This window comes from Streptomyces sp. CB01201 (genome assembly GCF_002803085.1).
Taxonomy (GTDB): Bacteria; Actinomycetota; Actinomycetes; order Streptomycetales; family Streptomycetaceae; genus Streptomyces; species Streptomyces hundungensis.
Genome location: NZ_NNBJ01000012.1, coordinates 110054 through 125792, shown reverse-complemented (window position 1 = coordinate 125792; position 15739 = coordinate 110054). Strand labels below are relative to the sequence as shown.

Annotated in this window: 9 protein-coding genes; 3 read left to right on the top strand and 6 right to left on the bottom strand. The window is 71.5% G+C overall.

All coding sequences use genetic code 11. The features are described 5' to 3' along the window. The first annotated feature begins 73 nt into the window (after positions 1-73). Both CG740_RS25075 and glgB read left to right on the top strand, forming a co-directional pair. The gene (locus CG740_RS25075) at positions 74-1441 is read left to right on the top strand and encodes a maltokinase N-terminal cap-like domain-containing protein (protein ID WP_100577521.1); all 1368 of its coding nucleotides are present in this window, start codon (positions 74-76) and stop codon (positions 1439-1441) included. A gap of 12 nt (positions 1442-1453) precedes the next feature. Further along, entirely contained in the window at positions 1454-3814 is a 2361-nt protein-coding gene (gene glgB, locus CG740_RS25070; RefSeq protein WP_199846562.1) for a 1,4-alpha-glucan branching enzyme, read from the top strand. Between the two features lie 63 nt (positions 3815-3877). On the opposite strand, the gene CG740_RS25065 is transcribed toward glgB, so the two are convergent. The 5 genes from CG740_RS25065 to CG740_RS25045 form a co-directional block, all read right to left on the bottom strand. Further along, positions 3878-6886: an alpha-mannosidase gene (locus CG740_RS25065; protein ID WP_100577520.1), complete on the bottom strand. Its 3009-nt coding sequence runs from the start codon at positions 6884-6886 to the stop codon at positions 3878-3880. Positions 6887-7032: 146 nt separating this feature from the next. After that, on the bottom strand, positions 7033-8274 hold the full coding sequence (locus CG740_RS25060) for a glycoside hydrolase 5 family protein (protein ID WP_100577519.1): 1242 nt from the start codon (positions 8272-8274) through the stop codon (positions 7033-7035). A 57-nt stretch (positions 8275-8331) separates the two neighbouring features. Continuing rightward, positions 8332-9198 carry a carbohydrate ABC transporter permease gene (locus CG740_RS25055; protein WP_100577518.1) on the bottom strand — a complete coding sequence of 289 codons (867 nt, stop codon included), beginning with the start codon at positions 9196-9198 and terminating at the stop codon, positions 8332-8334. Positions 9199-9223: 25 nt separating this feature from the next. Next, positions 9224-10183 (bottom strand): carbohydrate ABC transporter permease, encoded by a 960-nt coding sequence (locus CG740_RS25050; protein WP_100577517.1) that lies wholly within the window; start codon positions 10181-10183, stop codon positions 9224-9226. A gap of 15 nt (positions 10184-10198) precedes the next feature. Beyond that, the gene (locus tag CG740_RS25045; protein ID WP_100577516.1) at positions 10199-11494 is read right to left on the bottom strand and encodes an ABC transporter substrate-binding protein; all 1296 of its coding nucleotides are present in this window, start codon (positions 11492-11494) and stop codon (positions 10199-10201) included. A gap of 201 nt (positions 11495-11695) precedes the next feature. Here CG740_RS25045 and CG740_RS25040 point away from each other — a divergent pair, with 201 nt between their 5' ends. Next, positions 11696-12775, top strand: coding sequence for a LacI family DNA-binding transcriptional regulator (locus CG740_RS25040; protein WP_234376474.1), 1080 nt, complete (start codon positions 11696-11698; stop codon positions 12773-12775). A gap of 710 nt (positions 12776-13485) precedes the next feature. Here CG740_RS25040 and CG740_RS25035 read toward each other — a convergent pair. After that, entirely contained in the window at positions 13486-15720 is a 2235-nt protein-coding gene (locus CG740_RS25035; protein ID WP_100577514.1) for a HelD family protein, read from the bottom strand. Positions 15721-15739: the final 19 nt, after the last annotated feature.

Sequence of the window (15739 nt, the reverse complement as noted above, 5' to 3'; positions counted from 1 at the left end):
CCGGACAGCTTCTGTTGCAATCCGGGACACTCTGCGCAAATCGATTGTGTGCCCGGGGAAAGGATGCGCCGCCATGCCGAAGGCCGCACCGCCCCGTACCACCGGCCTCCCACCCACCCGGCTGCTGACCTCGCTCGCCCCGCTCCTGCACGAATGGCTGCCCCGGCAGCGCTGGTTCGCGGGCAAGGGGCGGCCCGTGACCGATTTCGTGCTGCTCACCGCGACCGAGCTGCTGCCCGGCTTCCTGCATCTGCTCGTCCGCGCCGAGCACGCACCCCTGGCGCTGCCCGCCGACGCGGCGCCGGTGCCGGCCGACTGCTACCAGCTCCTGATCGGCGTACGCGACCAGCTCCCGCCACGGCTCGCCCCCGCCCTCATCGGCCACGCGAGCCAGGGCCCGCTGGCCGGGCGGACGGTCTACGACGCCCTCCAGGACCCGCAGTCCGCGGCCCTGCTCCTGGAGCGGCTGCGCACCCCGGGCACGGTCGGCCCGCTCAGCTTCGAGCACGACCCCGAGGTGACGATCCCGCCGGGGCTCGCGCCGCGCCTGCTCGGCGTGGAGCAGTCCAACTCCTCACTGGTGTACGGAGATACGTTCATTCTCAAGGTCTTCCGGCGGGTGCAGCCGGGCGTCAATCCGGATCTGGAGCTGCCGTGGGCGCTGGCCCGCCAGGGCTGCGACCGGGTGCCGGCTCCCGTCGCCTGGTTCCGCACCTCCGAGCCGGAGGAGGCGACCCTCGGCGTGCTCCAGCCGTTCCTGCGCGGCGCCGACGACGGCTGGACCCTGGCGCTCGCCTCGCTCGCCCAGGGCCGGCCCTTCGCCCGGCAGGCGTTCGAGCTCGGGCAGGCCACCGCCGAGGTGCACCTGGCTCTGGCCGACGCCTTCCCGCCGATCACCCTCGGCCGTCCGCAGACGGCCGCCATCGCCGCCGCGATGACCGAGCGGCTGGACGCCACCGCCCAGGCGGTGCCCGCGCTCGCGCCCCACGTACCCGGCCTGCGGGCCGCGTTCGAGGCGGTCGCGGCCCTCGATTCGGCGGGCACGGCCCAGCGCGTGCACGGCGATCTGCACCTGGGTCAGGCGCTGCGGCCCGCCGACGGGTCCTGGTCGGTGATCGACTTCGAGGGCGAGCCGGCCCGGCCGCTCGCCGAGCGCCGCCGCCCCCAGCCGCCGGTCCGCGATGTCGCGGGCATGCTCCGCTCCTTCGACTACGCCTCCTGCACCGCGCGGCCCCCCGACCCGCAGTGGGCCAAGGAGTGCCGGGCCGCGTACTGCGACGGATACGCGGCCCGGTCGGGCGCCGACCCACGCGACACCCCCGAGCTGCTGCGCGCGTACGAGACCGACAAGGCGGTGTACGAGGTGCTCTACGAGGCCCGGCACCGACCCGACTGGCTGGCCGTGCCGATGGCGGCGGTCCGCCGTCTGGCCGGATCCTGAACCCGCCCCGGAATGAAGCCACTTGAGGAGGCCGACCCCGTGACCCCCCGCCCCGCCCGCAACTCCTCCGAGCCCGCTCCCGGCACCGCCGAACCCGTGGCGGCGGCGAAGCCCGCCAAGGCCGCGGCGAAGCCGGCCAAGGCGCCGGCCAAGGCCGCCAAGAAGCCGCCCGCGCCCCGCCGGGCCGCGAGCCGCGGCGTACGGCCCGCCCCCGCCCTCGACGCGGCGGAGCGGGGCCGTCTGCTCGCGGGCGGGCACCACGACCCGCACTCCCTGCTCGGCGCGCATCCGACGCGCGGCGGAGTGGTGTTCCGGGCGCTGCGCCCGTTCGCCGAGGCCGTGACCGTGCTCGGCAAGGGGCTGCGCGCGGAGCTCCACAACGACGGCGACGGGCTCTTCTCCGGGGTGCTGCCGCTGAGCGAGATCCCCGAGTACACCCTGCTCGTCAGCTACGCGGACGCCGAGATCGAGGTGCAGGACCCGTACCGCTTCCTGCCCTCGCTCGGCGACCTCGACCTGTATCTGATCGGCGAGGGCCGGCACGAGGAGCTGTGGACGGCGCTCGGCGCCCGCCCGATGACCCACCAGGGCGTGACCGGCACCCGCTTCACCGTCTGGGCGCCCAACGCCCAAGGGGTTCGCGTCACCGGGGACTTCAGCTACTGGAACGGCACCGCGCACCCCATGCGCTCGCTCGGCTCGACCGGGGTGTGGGAGCTGTTCCTGCCGGGGGTGGGCGACGGGGCCCTGTACAAGTTCGAGATCATGCGCCCCGACGGCAGCCACACCCTGCGGGCCGACCCGATGGCCCAGCGCACGGAGGTGCCGCCCGCCAACGCCTCGATCGTCACCGAGTCGCACCACGTCTGGCGCGACCAGGAGTGGATGGCACGGCGGGCCGCACGGCCGGTGCACGAGTCTCCGTTCTCCGTGTACGAGGTCCATCTGGCGTCCTGGCGGCCCCGTCTGACGTACCGCCAGCTCGCCGACCAGCTTCCGGCCTACGTCAAGGACCTGGGATTCACGCATGTGGAATTCCTGCCGGTGGCGGAGCATCCCTACGGCGGATCGTGGGGCTACCAGGTCACCGGCTTCTACGCCCCGACGTCCCGGATGGGCACGCCCGACGACTTCCGCTTCCTGGTGGACGCGCTGCACGAGGCGGGCATCGGGGTGCTCGTGGACTGGGTGCCGGCGCACTTCCCGAAGGACGACTGGGCGCTGGCCGAGTTCGACGGGCGCACGCTGTACGAGCACGAGGACCCGCTGCGTGCCGAGCACCCCGACTGGGGCACCCTGGAGTTCGACTACGGCCGCAAGGAGGTGCGCAACTTCCTTGTCGCGAACGCCACTTACTGGTGCGAGGAGTTCCACGTCGACGGGCTGCGGGTGGACGCGGTGGCCTCCATGCTCTACCTGGACTACTCGCGCGAGCACGGCGAGTGGACCCCGAACGAGCACGGCGGCCGGGAGAACCTGGACGCGGTGGCCTTCCTCCAGGAGATGAACGCGACGGTCTACCGGCGCTGCCCCGGCGTCGTGACCGTCGCCGAGGAGTCCACGGCCTGGGACGGGGTGACCCGGCGCACCGACCACGGCGGCCTGGGCTTCGGCCTGAAGTGGAACATGGGCTGGATGCACGACTCGCTGGGCTACGTCCAGCACGAACCGGTGCACCGCAAGTACCACCACAGCGAGATGACGTTCTCGATGGTGTACGCGTACAGCGAGAACTACGTGCTGCCGATCTCGCACGACGAGGTGGTCCACGGCAAGCGGGCGCTGGTGTCGAAGATGCCCGGCGACTGGTGGCAGCAGCGCGCCACCCACCGCGCCTATCTGGGCTTCATGTGGGCCCACCCCGGCAAGCAACTCCTGTTCATGGGACAGGAGTTCGCGCAGGGGGCCGAGTGGTCGGAGGGCCACGGCCCGGACTGGTGGCTGCTCGACCCCTCCTACAGCGCCGAGTCGGACCACCGGGGCGTGCGCGACCTGGTCCGCGATCTGAACACGGTGTACGCGGCACAGCCCGCCCTGTGGGAGCGCGACACCGACCCGTCGGGCTTCTCGTGGATCGCGGGCGACGCGGCCGAGGACAACGTGTTCGCGTTCCTGCGCCACGACGCGGCGGGCGCCCCGCTCCTGTCGGTGTCCAACTTCTCGCCGGTGGTGCGCGCCGAGTACCGCCTGGGCGTGCCGGAAGGGGCGGCCGCCTGGCAGGAGGTCCTCAACACGGACGAGTCCCGCTACGGCGGAGGCGGCGTCGGCAACCCGGACCCCCTGAAGCCGGAGGCGATCGAGTCCCACGGGCGGCCCGTGTCCCTCAGCCTGACGCTGCCGCCGCTGGGGACGGTCTGGTTCCGGCCGGTGTGAGCGTGCGCCGCGCGCCCGGGCCGACGCGTGGTCGGCCCGGGCGCGGCGGCCTGCCCTGCGTGCCTACGCGCGGGTGAACCGCAGGGTGCGCAGTTCGAAGGGGCGCAGGGACAGCTCCACCGGGCCGGAGGTCGCCTCCGGCTCCCCGAGCGGGCGTTCCAGGAGGTCGGTCGTGGTGACCGACGCCGTCGGGAAGCCCGGGGTCAAGGTGGCTCGCGCCCGGCCCCCGCACGCCTCGTGGAAGCGGACGACCACATCACCGCTGCCGTCGTCCGCCAGCTTCACCGCCGTCACCACCACCGCGTCGTTGTCGACCTCGGCCAGCGGCGCGACCGGCCCCGCGCCGGGCAGCGTGCGCTCGGGCAGGTTCACGACGTACCCCTCGCGCACCGCGTCCCCGATCGTCGCGCCCGGCACCAGGGCGTGCCGGAAGCGGTGCGGACCCTGGTCGGTCTCCGGGTCCGGGAAGCGCGGAGCGCGGAGCAGCGAGACCCGCAGGGTCGTCGTGGTACCCGAGTCCTCCGGCCGTACCGTACGCGTCACGTCGTGGCCGTACGTCGAGTCGGTGACCAGGGCCACGCCCCAGCCGGGCTCCTCCAGGTGGACGAAGCGGTGGTTGCAGGCCTCGAACTTGGCCGCCTCCCAGCTGGTGTTGGTGTGCGTGGCCCGGTAGAAGTGCCCGAACTGGGTCTCCGACGCGTACCGCTCGGCGTGCACGTCCAGCGGGAAGGCGAGCTTGAGGAACTTCTCCGTCTCGTGCCAGTCCACCTCGGTGAGGATGTCCAGCCGGGCCGCCCCCGGGGCCAGTGTCAGGGTCTGGGTCGCCTTCGACGATCCGAACGAGCGCACCACCCGGACCGAAGGGCCGTCGCCCGCCGTCACCTCGTCCGTCTCGACCAGGTCGGTCACCGTGTTGCGGTAGAAGGCGTCCACGTCCCACGCGTCCCACATGTTCGGGAAGTCGGGGTGCATCTGGAGCAGGTTCGCGGGGTGCCCCGGCGCGATCGACTCCCGGCCGGCGATCAGGTCGTACGCCGACACGACCAGGCCGCGCCCGTCGATCTCCACCCGCAGGCGGCCGTTGGCCAGGACGAAGCCGCCGCCCGGACGGTCGGACAGCTCGGCCGGTCCCTCGTCCGTCGCCACCTCGGCTCCGCCGGCCGCGACCCCGTGCCGGGTGTGCGGGGTCGCGTTGAAGACCAGGGTCCGGGTGCCCTCGCCCGCGAGCGCGCGCTGGGCCTGTTCGATGAGGCCGGTCAGCTCGGCCGCGACCGCCGCGTACGTCTTCTCCGCCTCGCGGTGCACCCAGGCGATCGAGGAGCCCGGCAGGATGTCGTGGAACTGGTGGAGCAGGACCGTCTTCCAGATGCGGTCCAACTCGTCGTAGGGGTAGGCGAATTCGGGCACGCGAACCGCCGCCGTCGCGGACCACAGCTCCGCCTCGCGCAGCAGGTGCTCGCTCCTGCGGTTGCCCTGCTTCGTCTTCGCCTGGCTGGTCAGGGTGGCCCGGTGCAGCTCCAGATACAGCTCGCCCACCCACACCGGCGGGTTCTGGTACTCCGCCTCCGCCTTCGCGAAGAACTCGGCCGGGGTCTCCCACACGACCTGCGCACTGCCCTCCAGGTCGCGCAGCCGGGCCGCCTTCGCGATCATCTCGCGGGTGGTGCCGCCGCCTCCGTCGCCCCAGCCGGTGGGGGCGAGCGAGTGCCGGGCGACGCCCTTGTCCTTGAAGTTCTTCGCCGCGTGGGCGATTTCGCTGCCCTTCATGGCGCAGTTGTAGGTGTCGACCGGCGGGAAGTGGGTGAAGATCCGGGTGCCGTCGATGCCCTCCCACTGGAAGGTGTGGTGCGGGAACTTGTTGGTCTGCGACCAGGAGATCTTCTGGGTGAGCAGCCACTTGGAGCCCGCCGCCTTGATGATCTGCGGCAGGCCCGCGGCGAAGCCGAACGTGTCGGGCAGCCACGCCTCGTCGTTCTCCACGTCGAACTCGTCGATGAAGAACCTTTTCCCGTGCACGAACTGACGGGCCATCGCCTCCGAGCCCGGCATGTTGGTGTCGGCCTCGACCCACATGCCGCCGGCCGGCACGAACCGGCCGTCGGACACCGCCTTGACCACCTTCGCCCACACCTCGGGCCGGTGCTCCTTGATCCAGGCCCACTGCTGGGCCTGCGACATCGAGAAGATGAACTCGGGCTCGTCCTCCAGGAGCGCCGTCATGTTGGATGTCGTGCGCGCCACCTTGCGCACCGTCTCGCGCAGCGGCCACAGCCACGCCGAGTCGATGTGGGCATGGCCCACCGCGCTGATGCGGTGCGCGGAGGGTTCCGCGGGCGAGGAGAGGACCTCGGTCAGCTCCGAACGGGCCGCCTGCGCGGTCCCGTTGACGTCCTGGAGGTCGAGGGCGTCCAGGGCCCGGTCCACCGCGCGCAGGATGTCCCAGCGCCGGCCGGAGTCGACGGGCAGCTCCGCCATCAGCTCGCCGAGCACCTCCAGGTCGATGACCAGGCGCCACACGGTCTCGTCGAACACCGCGAGGTCCATGCGGGTCAGCCGGTACAGCGGGTCGCGGTGCGAGGTCTCGATGTCGCCGAGCCGCGTCGGCACGAAGGGGTGGTAGTCGAGCAGCACCGGGTTGGACGCGGCCTCGATGTGCAGGAGGACCTCTTCGCCGCCGTCGACCGGGGCCCCGATACGCACCCACTGGTTGCGCGGGTTGAGGCCCTTCACCGGGGTGCCGTCGGGCCGGTAGACCAGGCCCTCGCACTGGAAGCCCGGCATGTTCTCGTCGAAGCCGAGGTCGAGCAGGGCCTCCACCGACTTCCCGGCCCACTCCTCGGGCACGGTCCCGCTCACCCGGAACCAGCTGGTGCCCCAGGGCGGACCCCACATCTCGCCGACCGCGACCGGCGTCACGGGCGCGGCGAGCCCCTCCTCCACCGGCACGGGCTCACCCGGCGCGTTCCAGACGGCGACCTCCAGCGGTACCGACTCCGGGTACACGGCGGGGCGTACGCGCTCGTCCAGAACGCGCTTGAGGCGGGCTTCGACCAGGCCGCGGTCGTCATGCATGAGGGTGCTCCGTTCGGATGGGTGGATCTACCGGGTGGGGACGGCGGGGGCCGGATGGGGCGCGGTGTGAGGATCCCCCGCCGTCCGTACGCCGAACCGGCCCGGCGGCCGGGCGCGGCTGGTACCGGCCCGGCGCGGGTCAGGCGTCACCGGACCTGGTCGGGGGTGACGACGTCGGTGATGCCGCGTGCGGTGAGGTGGGCGCGGTCGTCGGCGCGGGTCGCGAGGACGGTGGTGGGCCGGGCGCCGTCGGCGGTGAGCCGGAAGAACGCCTCGAAGACGGCGCCGCCGGGTGCGCAGGCGGAGCGGGCGGCCGGGTCCGCGGGCACGGCGAGCGCGGTCGTGCGGGGAGCGGGGGCGTAGGTGCGGGCTCCGTCGCGGAACGCGGCGGCGGTCCGGGCGAGCACCCGGGCGGTGTCCTTGGGCCGGCCGTCGTTGGTCAACAGGCCCAGTCCGTATTCGAGTTCGGGGAAGTCGGCGAGTTCGCGCGAGACGTCGTGGGAGCACCACCAGGTGATGCCCCACAGCTCGGGGCAGTCCAGCGCGTTCTCGACGGTCGCCTCGGTGAACGCGGCGGCGTGCGCGGGCGGCACGAGGGGGGCCGGGGCGCCGACCTCCTGGAGCCAGACCGGGCGGTGCGGGTCCTCGGCCCACGCCTTGGACAGCTCGACGAGGTAGGCGGCGTGGTGTTCGCTCGGCACCGACGTACGGCCGTGGCGTTGCGCGGTGCCGTTGAAGACCCAGGAGTGCACGGCGGTCACGGCGCCGCGCCGGGCGGCCTGGGCCGGGGTGAACGGCATGTCGTCCTGGTACCAGCACGCGTCGTACTCGGCGTGCAGATGCAGCTTGCCCGGGGCGCCCTCCGCGCAGGCCGCCAGCATCCGCTCCAGCCAGCGGTCGACCTCGGCCTCGGTGGCCCGGTCGGGATCGGGGTGGGGTCCGGCGGAGAACTGGTTGACCTCGTTGCCGAGCGTCATGCCGATGAAGTTGGGCCGGTCGGCCAGCGCCGCCGCCAGGGTGCGCAGATAGGCGGCCTGCCCGTCGACGACCTCGGGGTCGGTGAACAGGTTGCGGCGGTGCCAGGTCCTGGTCCAGGCGGGCAGGAAGTCGAAGCTCGACAGATGCCCCTGGAGGCCGTCGACGTTGACGTCGAGGCCGCGCTCGGCGGCGGCGTCCGCGAGGTCGACGAGCTGCTCGACGGCGCGGGGCCGGATCAGGGTGCGGTTGGGCTGGAAGTACGGCCAGAGCGGGAAGACGCGCACGTGGTCGAGGCCGAGGGCCGCGATCGCGTCGAGGTCTGCCCGTACGGCGTCCGGGTCGTAGTCGAGCCAGTGGTGGAACCAGCCTTGGCTGGGCGTGTAGTTGACGCCGAAGCGCGGGGCTGCCATCGGATGGACTCCAAGGTAGTTCTGTGGAAGGGGAGTTGAGGGCCCGCTGGTGCCGGGTCAGCCCTTGACCGCGCCCTCGCCGACGCCGCGGAAGAAGAACCGCTGGAGGCAGGCGAACATCACGATCAGGGGGGCGACGGCGATGATGGTGCCCGCCGCGACGACGCGCTGGTTGTTGGAGAACGTCCCGTGCAGGAAGTTCAGGCCGACGGTCAGCGTGAAGTGGTCCGAGTCCGAGAGGACGATCAGGGGCCACAGGAAGTCGTCCCAGGCGCCCATGAAGGAGAAGATCGCGACGACCGCGAGGGTGCCCTTCACGGCGGGCAGCGCGATCCGGGTGAAGCGCTGCCAGACGTTGGCGCCGTCGACGATGGCGGCCTCTTCGATCTCGTACGGGATGTTGTCGAAGGCGTTGCGCATCAGGAGCACGTTCATCGCTCCGATGCAGCCCGGCAGCACCACGGCGACCAGGGTGTTGTTGAGTTCCAGGGACCGCATGGTGGCGAACTGGGCCAGCATGGTCGCCTCCATCGGCACCAGCAGCGCGAGCACGAAGACGATTCCGGCGACGCCCCGGCCCTTGAAGCGGAGCCGGGAGAGCGCGTAGCCGGCCATCGCCGCGCCGATCACATTCGTCAGGACGTTGCTGACGGCCACCTTCACGGAGTTCAGGATGAAGTCCCAGACGGGGATGATGTCCGCGACGCCCCGGTAGTTGGCGAAGGTGGGGTGCTCGGGCAGCAGCCGGGGCGGCGAGGTGTAGATGTCCTCGGTGGTTCCCTTGAGCGAGGTGGACAGCTGCCACAGGAACGGCCCGATCATGATGAGCAGCACGACGACGAGGGCCGCGTAGCGCAGGGCCTTGAGCCGGCGGGGGGCGCGGGTGCGGCGGGGCCCGGCCGGGTGGTGGGTGACGGCGGCCATCAGTGGGTGTCCTTCCGGTCGGCCATCAGTCCTTGTCCTTCCGGTCGGCGCGCAGCACGAGGAGCATCAGCACGAGGGTCAGCAGGAACAGCACGATCGACATGGCCGAGGCGTAGCCGGTGCGGCCCTGGAGACCGGTGCCGGTCCGCTGGATGAGCATGACGAGGGTGGTGTCGTCGCCGCCGGGTCCCCCGGTCGGGCCGGCGATCATGAAGACCTCGGTGAAGACCTTGAAGGCGGAGACCGAGGAGAGCGCGCCGACCAGCACCATGGTGGAGCGCACGGACGGCATGGTGATGGAGACGAAGCGCCGGATCGGCCCGGCTCCGTCCACCTCGGCGGCCTCGTGCAGTTCCCTGGGTACGTTCGCGAGCGCGGCCAGATAAATGATCATGTAGTAGCCGAGCCCCTTCCACACCGTCAGGGCCATCGAACTGAGCAGCAGCAGCCACTGGTTGGACAGGAACGGCACCGGGTCGACGCCCACCATGTGCAGGACGCCGTTGATGAAGCCGCGGTCGTCCAGCATCCACACCCACATCAGGGCCACGACGACCACGGACGCCACGACGGGCGTGTAGTAGGCGGACCTGAAGAAGGCGATGCCGGGGATGTGGCGCTGCACCAGGAGGGCGAGCAGCAGCGGCAGCAGGACCAGGCACGGCACGACCAGGACCACGTACAGGGCGCTGTTGCGCAGGGCGACCCAGAACTGGTCGTCGTGCACGAGGGCCGTGAAGTTGTCGAAGCCGACGAATTCGCCGGTGGTCAGGGTGCGGGCGTCGGTGAACGACTTCCACACCGTGGCGAGGAACGGGTAGAGGTTGAAGGCGAGGGTGATCAGGAGTCCGGGGGCCAGGAACAGCCAGGGGCTGAACGCCTTGTGCGTACGGCCGGCGGGGCGGCCCGCGCGCCGGCCGGGGGCGGCGGCGCGCGGGCGGCCCGCGACCCCCTTCGCGGCGACGGTCGTGGTCGACGTGCTCATCGCTCGGTCACCGGGTCACTTCTGCTGGATCAGCTTGGTCATCTGGTTCGCCGCGCTGTCCAGGGCCTGCTTCGGGGACTCCTTGCCCTGGAGACACTTGGCTATCTCGTTGCGCAGGATCGTCTTCATCTCGTCGCTGAACAGCACCGGCGTGTAGTTGACGGCGGTCGGCAGCATCTTGGCCGAGGCGACCCGGATCTTGCCCTCCTCGGTACCGTCGGACTTCGTCCAGTACTCCTTGTCGAGCGAGCCCTTGGTGCTGGGGAAGACGGCGACCTTGTGGCCGAAGTCCTCCTGGTTCTTCTGGTCGGTGACGAAGTGCGCGAAGGCGAGGGCGGTCGCGGCGTTCTTGCTCTGCGAGTTGACCGACAGGCCCTGCAAGTACATGTTCTGCTTGCCGGTGTTGGTCGGTACGTCGGTGATGCCGAGGCTGTTGTAGAGCGACGGGGCGTTCTTCTTGAAGGTGTCCAGATCGTGGGCGCTGCCCGGGTTCATGGCCACCTCCTGCTGGAGGAACTTCTGCCCGGCCGTCTCGGCGGTGAGCGTGAGTGCCTGCTTGTGCAGACCGCCCTCCTTGAACATCGCCTGATACTTCGTCAGGAAATCGACACCCTTGGCGTCGTTGAAGGTGAACTTCGTCCCGTCCTCGCTCATGATCTGCACCCCGTAGCGCCCGAAGTCCTCGACGGTCGGCGGCTGCGCGAGGGTGGCCTTGCCCTTCTGCGCCAACTGGGCCGCGTCCGCGAAGAGTTCGTCGAAGGTCTTGGGCGCCTTGTCGGGGTCGAGCCCGGCGTCCTTGAACATGGACTTGTTGTAGAAGAGCGGTCCGGTGTTCAGGTACCAGGGGAAGGCGTACGAGCCGTCGAGCCCCGGCATGTCGAAGCCCTGCCAGGCGCCGTCCAGGTACTCGGGCTTGAACTTGGCGGCGACCTTGTCCTTGTCCAGGTTGAGCAGCGTCCCGGCCTTGGCGAGCGGATAGGCGAGGTCCGGCGAGAGGTTCACGACATCGGGGAGGGTGCCGGCGGTGGCGTCCGCGCTCAGCTTGTCGGCGTAGTTGTCGGCGGGCTGGTCGACCCACTTCACCGTGGTGCCGGGGTTGGCCTTCTCGAAGTCCTTGATGACGCCTTCGAAGTAGTCCTTGAAATTGGCGCGGAGGTTCCAGGTCTGGAACTTGATCTCGCCCTCGACCTTCCCGTCGGTGGCCGACCCCTTGCCGCTCCCGCCGCCACCGCACGCGGTGAGCAGGGTGAGCGAGAGGGCGGTGCCGAGACCTACGGCCGTCCGGATCGCGACACTGCGATGAATGGACATGAGTGGCTGACTCCTTCGCCTCGTCCCGATGACGTTGCCGCACACCATGCAGCGCGAATTAATTGGCCGTCAATAGCGAATAAGTAGACAGATTCACTAAACATGCAGGTCAGCGCGGCTAAAAAGGACTAAAGTCCTGAATCTTGCGAGACTACTAAGGCGGTTTAGTGCGATTCAACTAAACCGCGTTACCATCAGCGGATGAGCGAGATCGAAAGCGATGCGCCGCCGCCCCGCCGTCCGACGATGAAGGACGTGGCCAGAGAGGCCGGGGTCTCCACCAGCGCGGTGTCCTTCGCGCTCAACAACCGCCCCGGGGTGTCGGATTCGACCCGGCGCCGGGTCATCCGGGTCGCGGACCGGCTCGGCTGGCGCCCCAGCTCGGCGGCGCGTGCGCTCTCCGGCGAGAGCGCGGGCGCCGTGGGCATGGTCCTGGCCCGCCCGGCGGACAGCCTGGGCGGGGAGTCGTTCTTCCTCCAGCTCGTCTCGGGCATCCAGGCGAGCCTCGCGCCGCGGGACCAGGCGCTGGTGTTCCAGATGGTCGACGACGTCCAGGCGGAGTGCGAGCTGTACCGGCGGTGGTGGGCGGAGGGGCGGGTCGACGGAGTGATCGTGGTCGACCCCCGGGTCTCGGACCCGCGCCCCGAGACCCTCGCGGTCCTCGGCCTGCCGGCCGTGATCATCGGCGGGATGGAGGCGCCGGGCAGTCCTGACGCGCCCCAACTCCCGCGCCGGGCGCGGCTCTCCAACATCTGGGCCGACGACTCCGGGGCGATGGACCTGATCGTCCGTCATCTGTACGGGCTCGGCCACCGGCGCATCGGCCACATCGCGGGGACGCCGGGCTTCGCCCACACGGCTCGCCGGATCGCGTCGCTGCGGGCGGCCGCGCGGCGGCTCGGCCTGGAGCACGCGGTGTCCGTGACGACGGACTTCACGGACCGTCAGGGAGCCAAGGCGGCCCGGCGGTTGTTCTCGGCGCCGGTGCCGCCCACGGCCCTCATCTGCGACAACGAGGTGATGGCGGTGGCGGCGGTCAGTGTCGCGGCGGAGCGGGGGCTGTTGATCCCGCGGGACGTGTCGGTGGTGTCCTGGGAGGACTCCGTCATCTGCCATACGCTGCATCCCCAGCTCACGGCGCTGGTGCGGAAGGCCGACGAGTTCGGGGGCCGGGCGGCGGCCCAGCTCCTTGCCCTCCTGGACGGCGGCGCGCCGCGCCAACTCCAGGATCCGCTGCCGCGGTTGGAGTCGCGCGAAAGCACGGGGGCGCCTCCGGCTTAGGGTTCGGGTCCGGGGGGTTTGCCCACCCTCCCGCCCGTTGCCCCGGGTTGGTAGGTTCCGGGTCCCCCTGGGGCTCCGCCCCAGACCCCGTTCGCGCCTGAACGGCGCTCGTCCTCAAACGCCGGACGGGCTGAGGGTGCCTGCGCCGGCCAGCACCGAGGCATTCGGGTCCCCCTACAAGGGCGCGGGACGGTGACCTTCGCGCGGCTCCACCGCGGCGGCCGCGACCGGGGAGACGCCGGCCACCTACAGGGGCGCGAGACTGTGACATGCGCGCGGCTCCGCCGCAGTGAGCGCGACCAGGGAGACGCCGGCCACCTACAGGGGCGCGAGGAACTGCGCGACCAGCCACACACGGCCCGCAGCCAAACCGAACGCGACCCGAGGGCGCAGCCCCGGAAAGCCATCCCCCACCCCCGCACCGCCACGCCCAGGGGCGCGAGGAACTGCGCGACCAGCCACGCACAGCCCGCAGCCGAAGCGAGCGGGGCCCGGAGGCGCAGCCCCGGAAAACCGCCCCCCACCCCCGCACCGGCACGCCCAGGGGCGCGAGGAACTGCGCGACCAGCCACGCACGGTCCGCAGCCGAAACGAGCGGGGCCCCGGGGGGGCAGCCCCCGGAAGCCCACCCATCCCCGCACCACCCCCGGAGGGTTTAGGGAAGGGGCGGGGAGGGGCAAAGGCAAGGCCCCAGGGGGCGCGGCGGCCGGCTAGGCGGTCGGCAAGTCGCCCAGGGGCGGGGGCAGCGGCCCCGAGGCCAGCACCCCCAGCCTCTGCGTGGCCCGCGTCAGCGCGACGTACAGGTCGCTCACCCCGTACTCCCCCGGCTCCACCACCAGCACCGCATCGAACTCCAGCCCCTTCGCCTGACGCGGGTCGAGGAGGACCACCTCGCTCGTCAGGTCGGGGACGGGGCCCGACGACGCGTCGGGCAGGGCCGCCAGGAGCGCGGCATGCAGCGCGGCCGGAGCGATGACCGCGAGGCGCCCCGCGCCCTGGTCGGCCGCGACGGCGTCCGCCACCGCCGACGCGAGCGCGCCGGGTGCGACCCGCCGGGCCCAGGGCCGCACCCCGGTGGAGCGGACGGAGCTCGGCGGCACGAAGGAGGGATCGGCGTCCCGCAGGACCCCGGCCGCCACCTCCATGATCTCGGCCGGCGTGCGGTAGTTGACGCCGAGCCGGACGTGCTCCCAGTGCCCGGCGGCTGCGTACGGGGAGAGGATCCCCTCCCAGGAGCCCACCCCCGCCGCGTCCGCGGTCTGCGCGGGGTCGCCGACGAGCGTCATCGAGCGGGTCGGGCAGCGCCGCATCAGCAGCCGCCACGCCATCGCCGAGAGCTCCTGCGCCTCGTCGACGATGATGTGCCCGAACGCCCAGGTCCGATCGGCGGCGGCGCGCTCGGCCGCACTGCGGTGGTCGGCCTCCTCGTGCCGCTCCGCCATCCGCTCGGCGTCGATGATGTTGTGCGCCGCGAGCACCTCGGACTCCTCGTCCTCGAACTCGTACGACTCCGAGCCCGCGGAGAGGTCGAGCACACCCTGCGCGTAGGCGATGCGGTCCTGGCGCTCGGCCTCGGCGGCGGCCCGCGCCGCGCTGTCGTCCGCACCGAGGATTTCGGCCGCCTCGTCGAGCAGGGGCACATCGCCGGGCGTCCAGTCGCCGCCGGTCCGCCGGATCAACTTGGCCTCGGCGTCCGGGAGATGGGAGGGCTCGGCCAGGAAGTCCGCCACGAACTCCTGCGGTGTCAGCATCGGCCACAGCTCGTCGATCGCCGCGTGCACCTCACGGCTCGTCGCGATCTCCTTGCCCATCTGGGCGGCGTCGTCCGGGCCGAGCAGGTTGGGTCCGCCGAAGGGGTCGGCGCCGATGCGCTCCACCAGCTGTGCGGTGAGCGCGTCGATGATGTGGAAGGCGAAGTGCGGCCGGGCCAGGTTGTGCGGCAGGCCGCTCTCGCGCGCCCGCCACCGCGCGTCCTCGGCCATCGCCCGGTCCAGCTGGAGCGTCCCGTATCCGTCGTGCGGGATCTCCGTGGCCCACTCGGGCACGGTCTGGCGGTCGCGCACGGCCGCGGCCAGCACCTCGGCCATGACGGCCCGGCCCTTGACCTCGGCGGCCTCGGGGGTGTCGGAACCGGTGGCGTGCACGCCGGGGAACAGCTCGGACATCGTCGACAGAAGCACGCCCGTCTCGCCGAGCGAGGGCAGCACATCGCCGATGTAGCCGAGGAACGCCGGGTTGGGGCCGACCACGAGTACGGCCCTGCGGGCCAGCAACTCCCGGTATTCGTAGAGGAGATACGCCGCGCGGTGCAGCGCGACGACCGTCTTTCCGGTGCCGGGCCCGCCCTCCACGACGAGCACACCGCGGTGCGGGGCGCGGATGATGCGGTCCTGCTCGGCCTGGATGGTCTGCACGATGTCGTGCATCCGGCCGGTGCGGGCGGCATCCAGCGCGGCGAGGAGCACCTCGTCGGCGTTGGCGCCCTCGTGCCCGGTGCGCTCCGGATCCGTCAGGTCGAGCAGCTCGTCGTGCAGCGCGGTGACGGTGCGGCCCTGGGTGGTGATGTGGCGCCTGCGCCGCAGTCCCATCGGGGAATACCCGGTGGCGAGATAGAACGGGCGTGCCTTTTCGGCCCGCCAGTCGATCACGAGGGGAGTGCGTTCCCGGTCATTTCTGCGGATTCCGATGCGCCCCACATGGTGCGTTGCGCCGTCCTGGAAATCGAGCCGCCCGAAGCACAGCCCGTTCTCACCCGCGTCGAGCGCGCCGAGCAGCCCGGACTGTTCGGCGACCGTCACATCCCGTTCGAGCCGGGCCTGGAGACCCGTGCCGACCTGGGACAACGCCGACCGCACCGCGCTCTCGGCCTGCTCCCGCAGCTGGTCGAGCCGGATGTAGAGGTCGGTGATGAATTGTTGTTCCTTCCGAAATTCCTCGGTTGACAATTCCACTCCTGACGCGATA

Bases quoted from the DNA above. Each gene is read 5' to 3' on its own strand.
- CG740_RS25040 (WP_234376474.1), top strand. From the start codon at position 11,696: ATGAGCGAGATCGAAAGCGATGCGCCGCCGCCCCGCCGTCCGACGATG.
- glgB (WP_199846562.1), top strand. From the start codon at position 1,454: ATGAAGCCACTTGAGGAGGCCGACCCCGTGACCCCCCGCCCCGCCCGC.
- CG740_RS25055 (WP_100577518.1), bottom strand. From the start codon at position 9,198: ATGGCCGCCGTCACCCACCACCCGGCCGGGCCCCGCCGCACCCGCGCC.
- CG740_RS25045 (WP_100577516.1), bottom strand. From the start codon at position 11,494: ATGTCCATTCATCGCAGTGTCGCGATCCGGACGGCCGTAGGTCTCGGC.
- CG740_RS25075 (WP_100577521.1), top strand. From the start codon at position 74: ATGCCGAAGGCCGCACCGCCCCGTACCACCGGCCTCCCACCCACCCGG.
- CG740_RS25060 (WP_100577519.1), bottom strand. From the start codon at position 8,274: ATGGCAGCCCCGCGCTTCGGCGTCAACTACACGCCCAGCCAAGGCTGG.
- CG740_RS25050 (WP_100577517.1), bottom strand. From the start codon at position 10,183: ATGAGCACGTCGACCACGACCGTCGCCGCGAAGGGGGTCGCGGGCCGC.
- CG740_RS25065 (WP_100577520.1), bottom strand. From the start codon at position 6,886: ATGCATGACGACCGCGGCCTGGTCGAAGCCCGCCTCAAGCGCGTTCTG.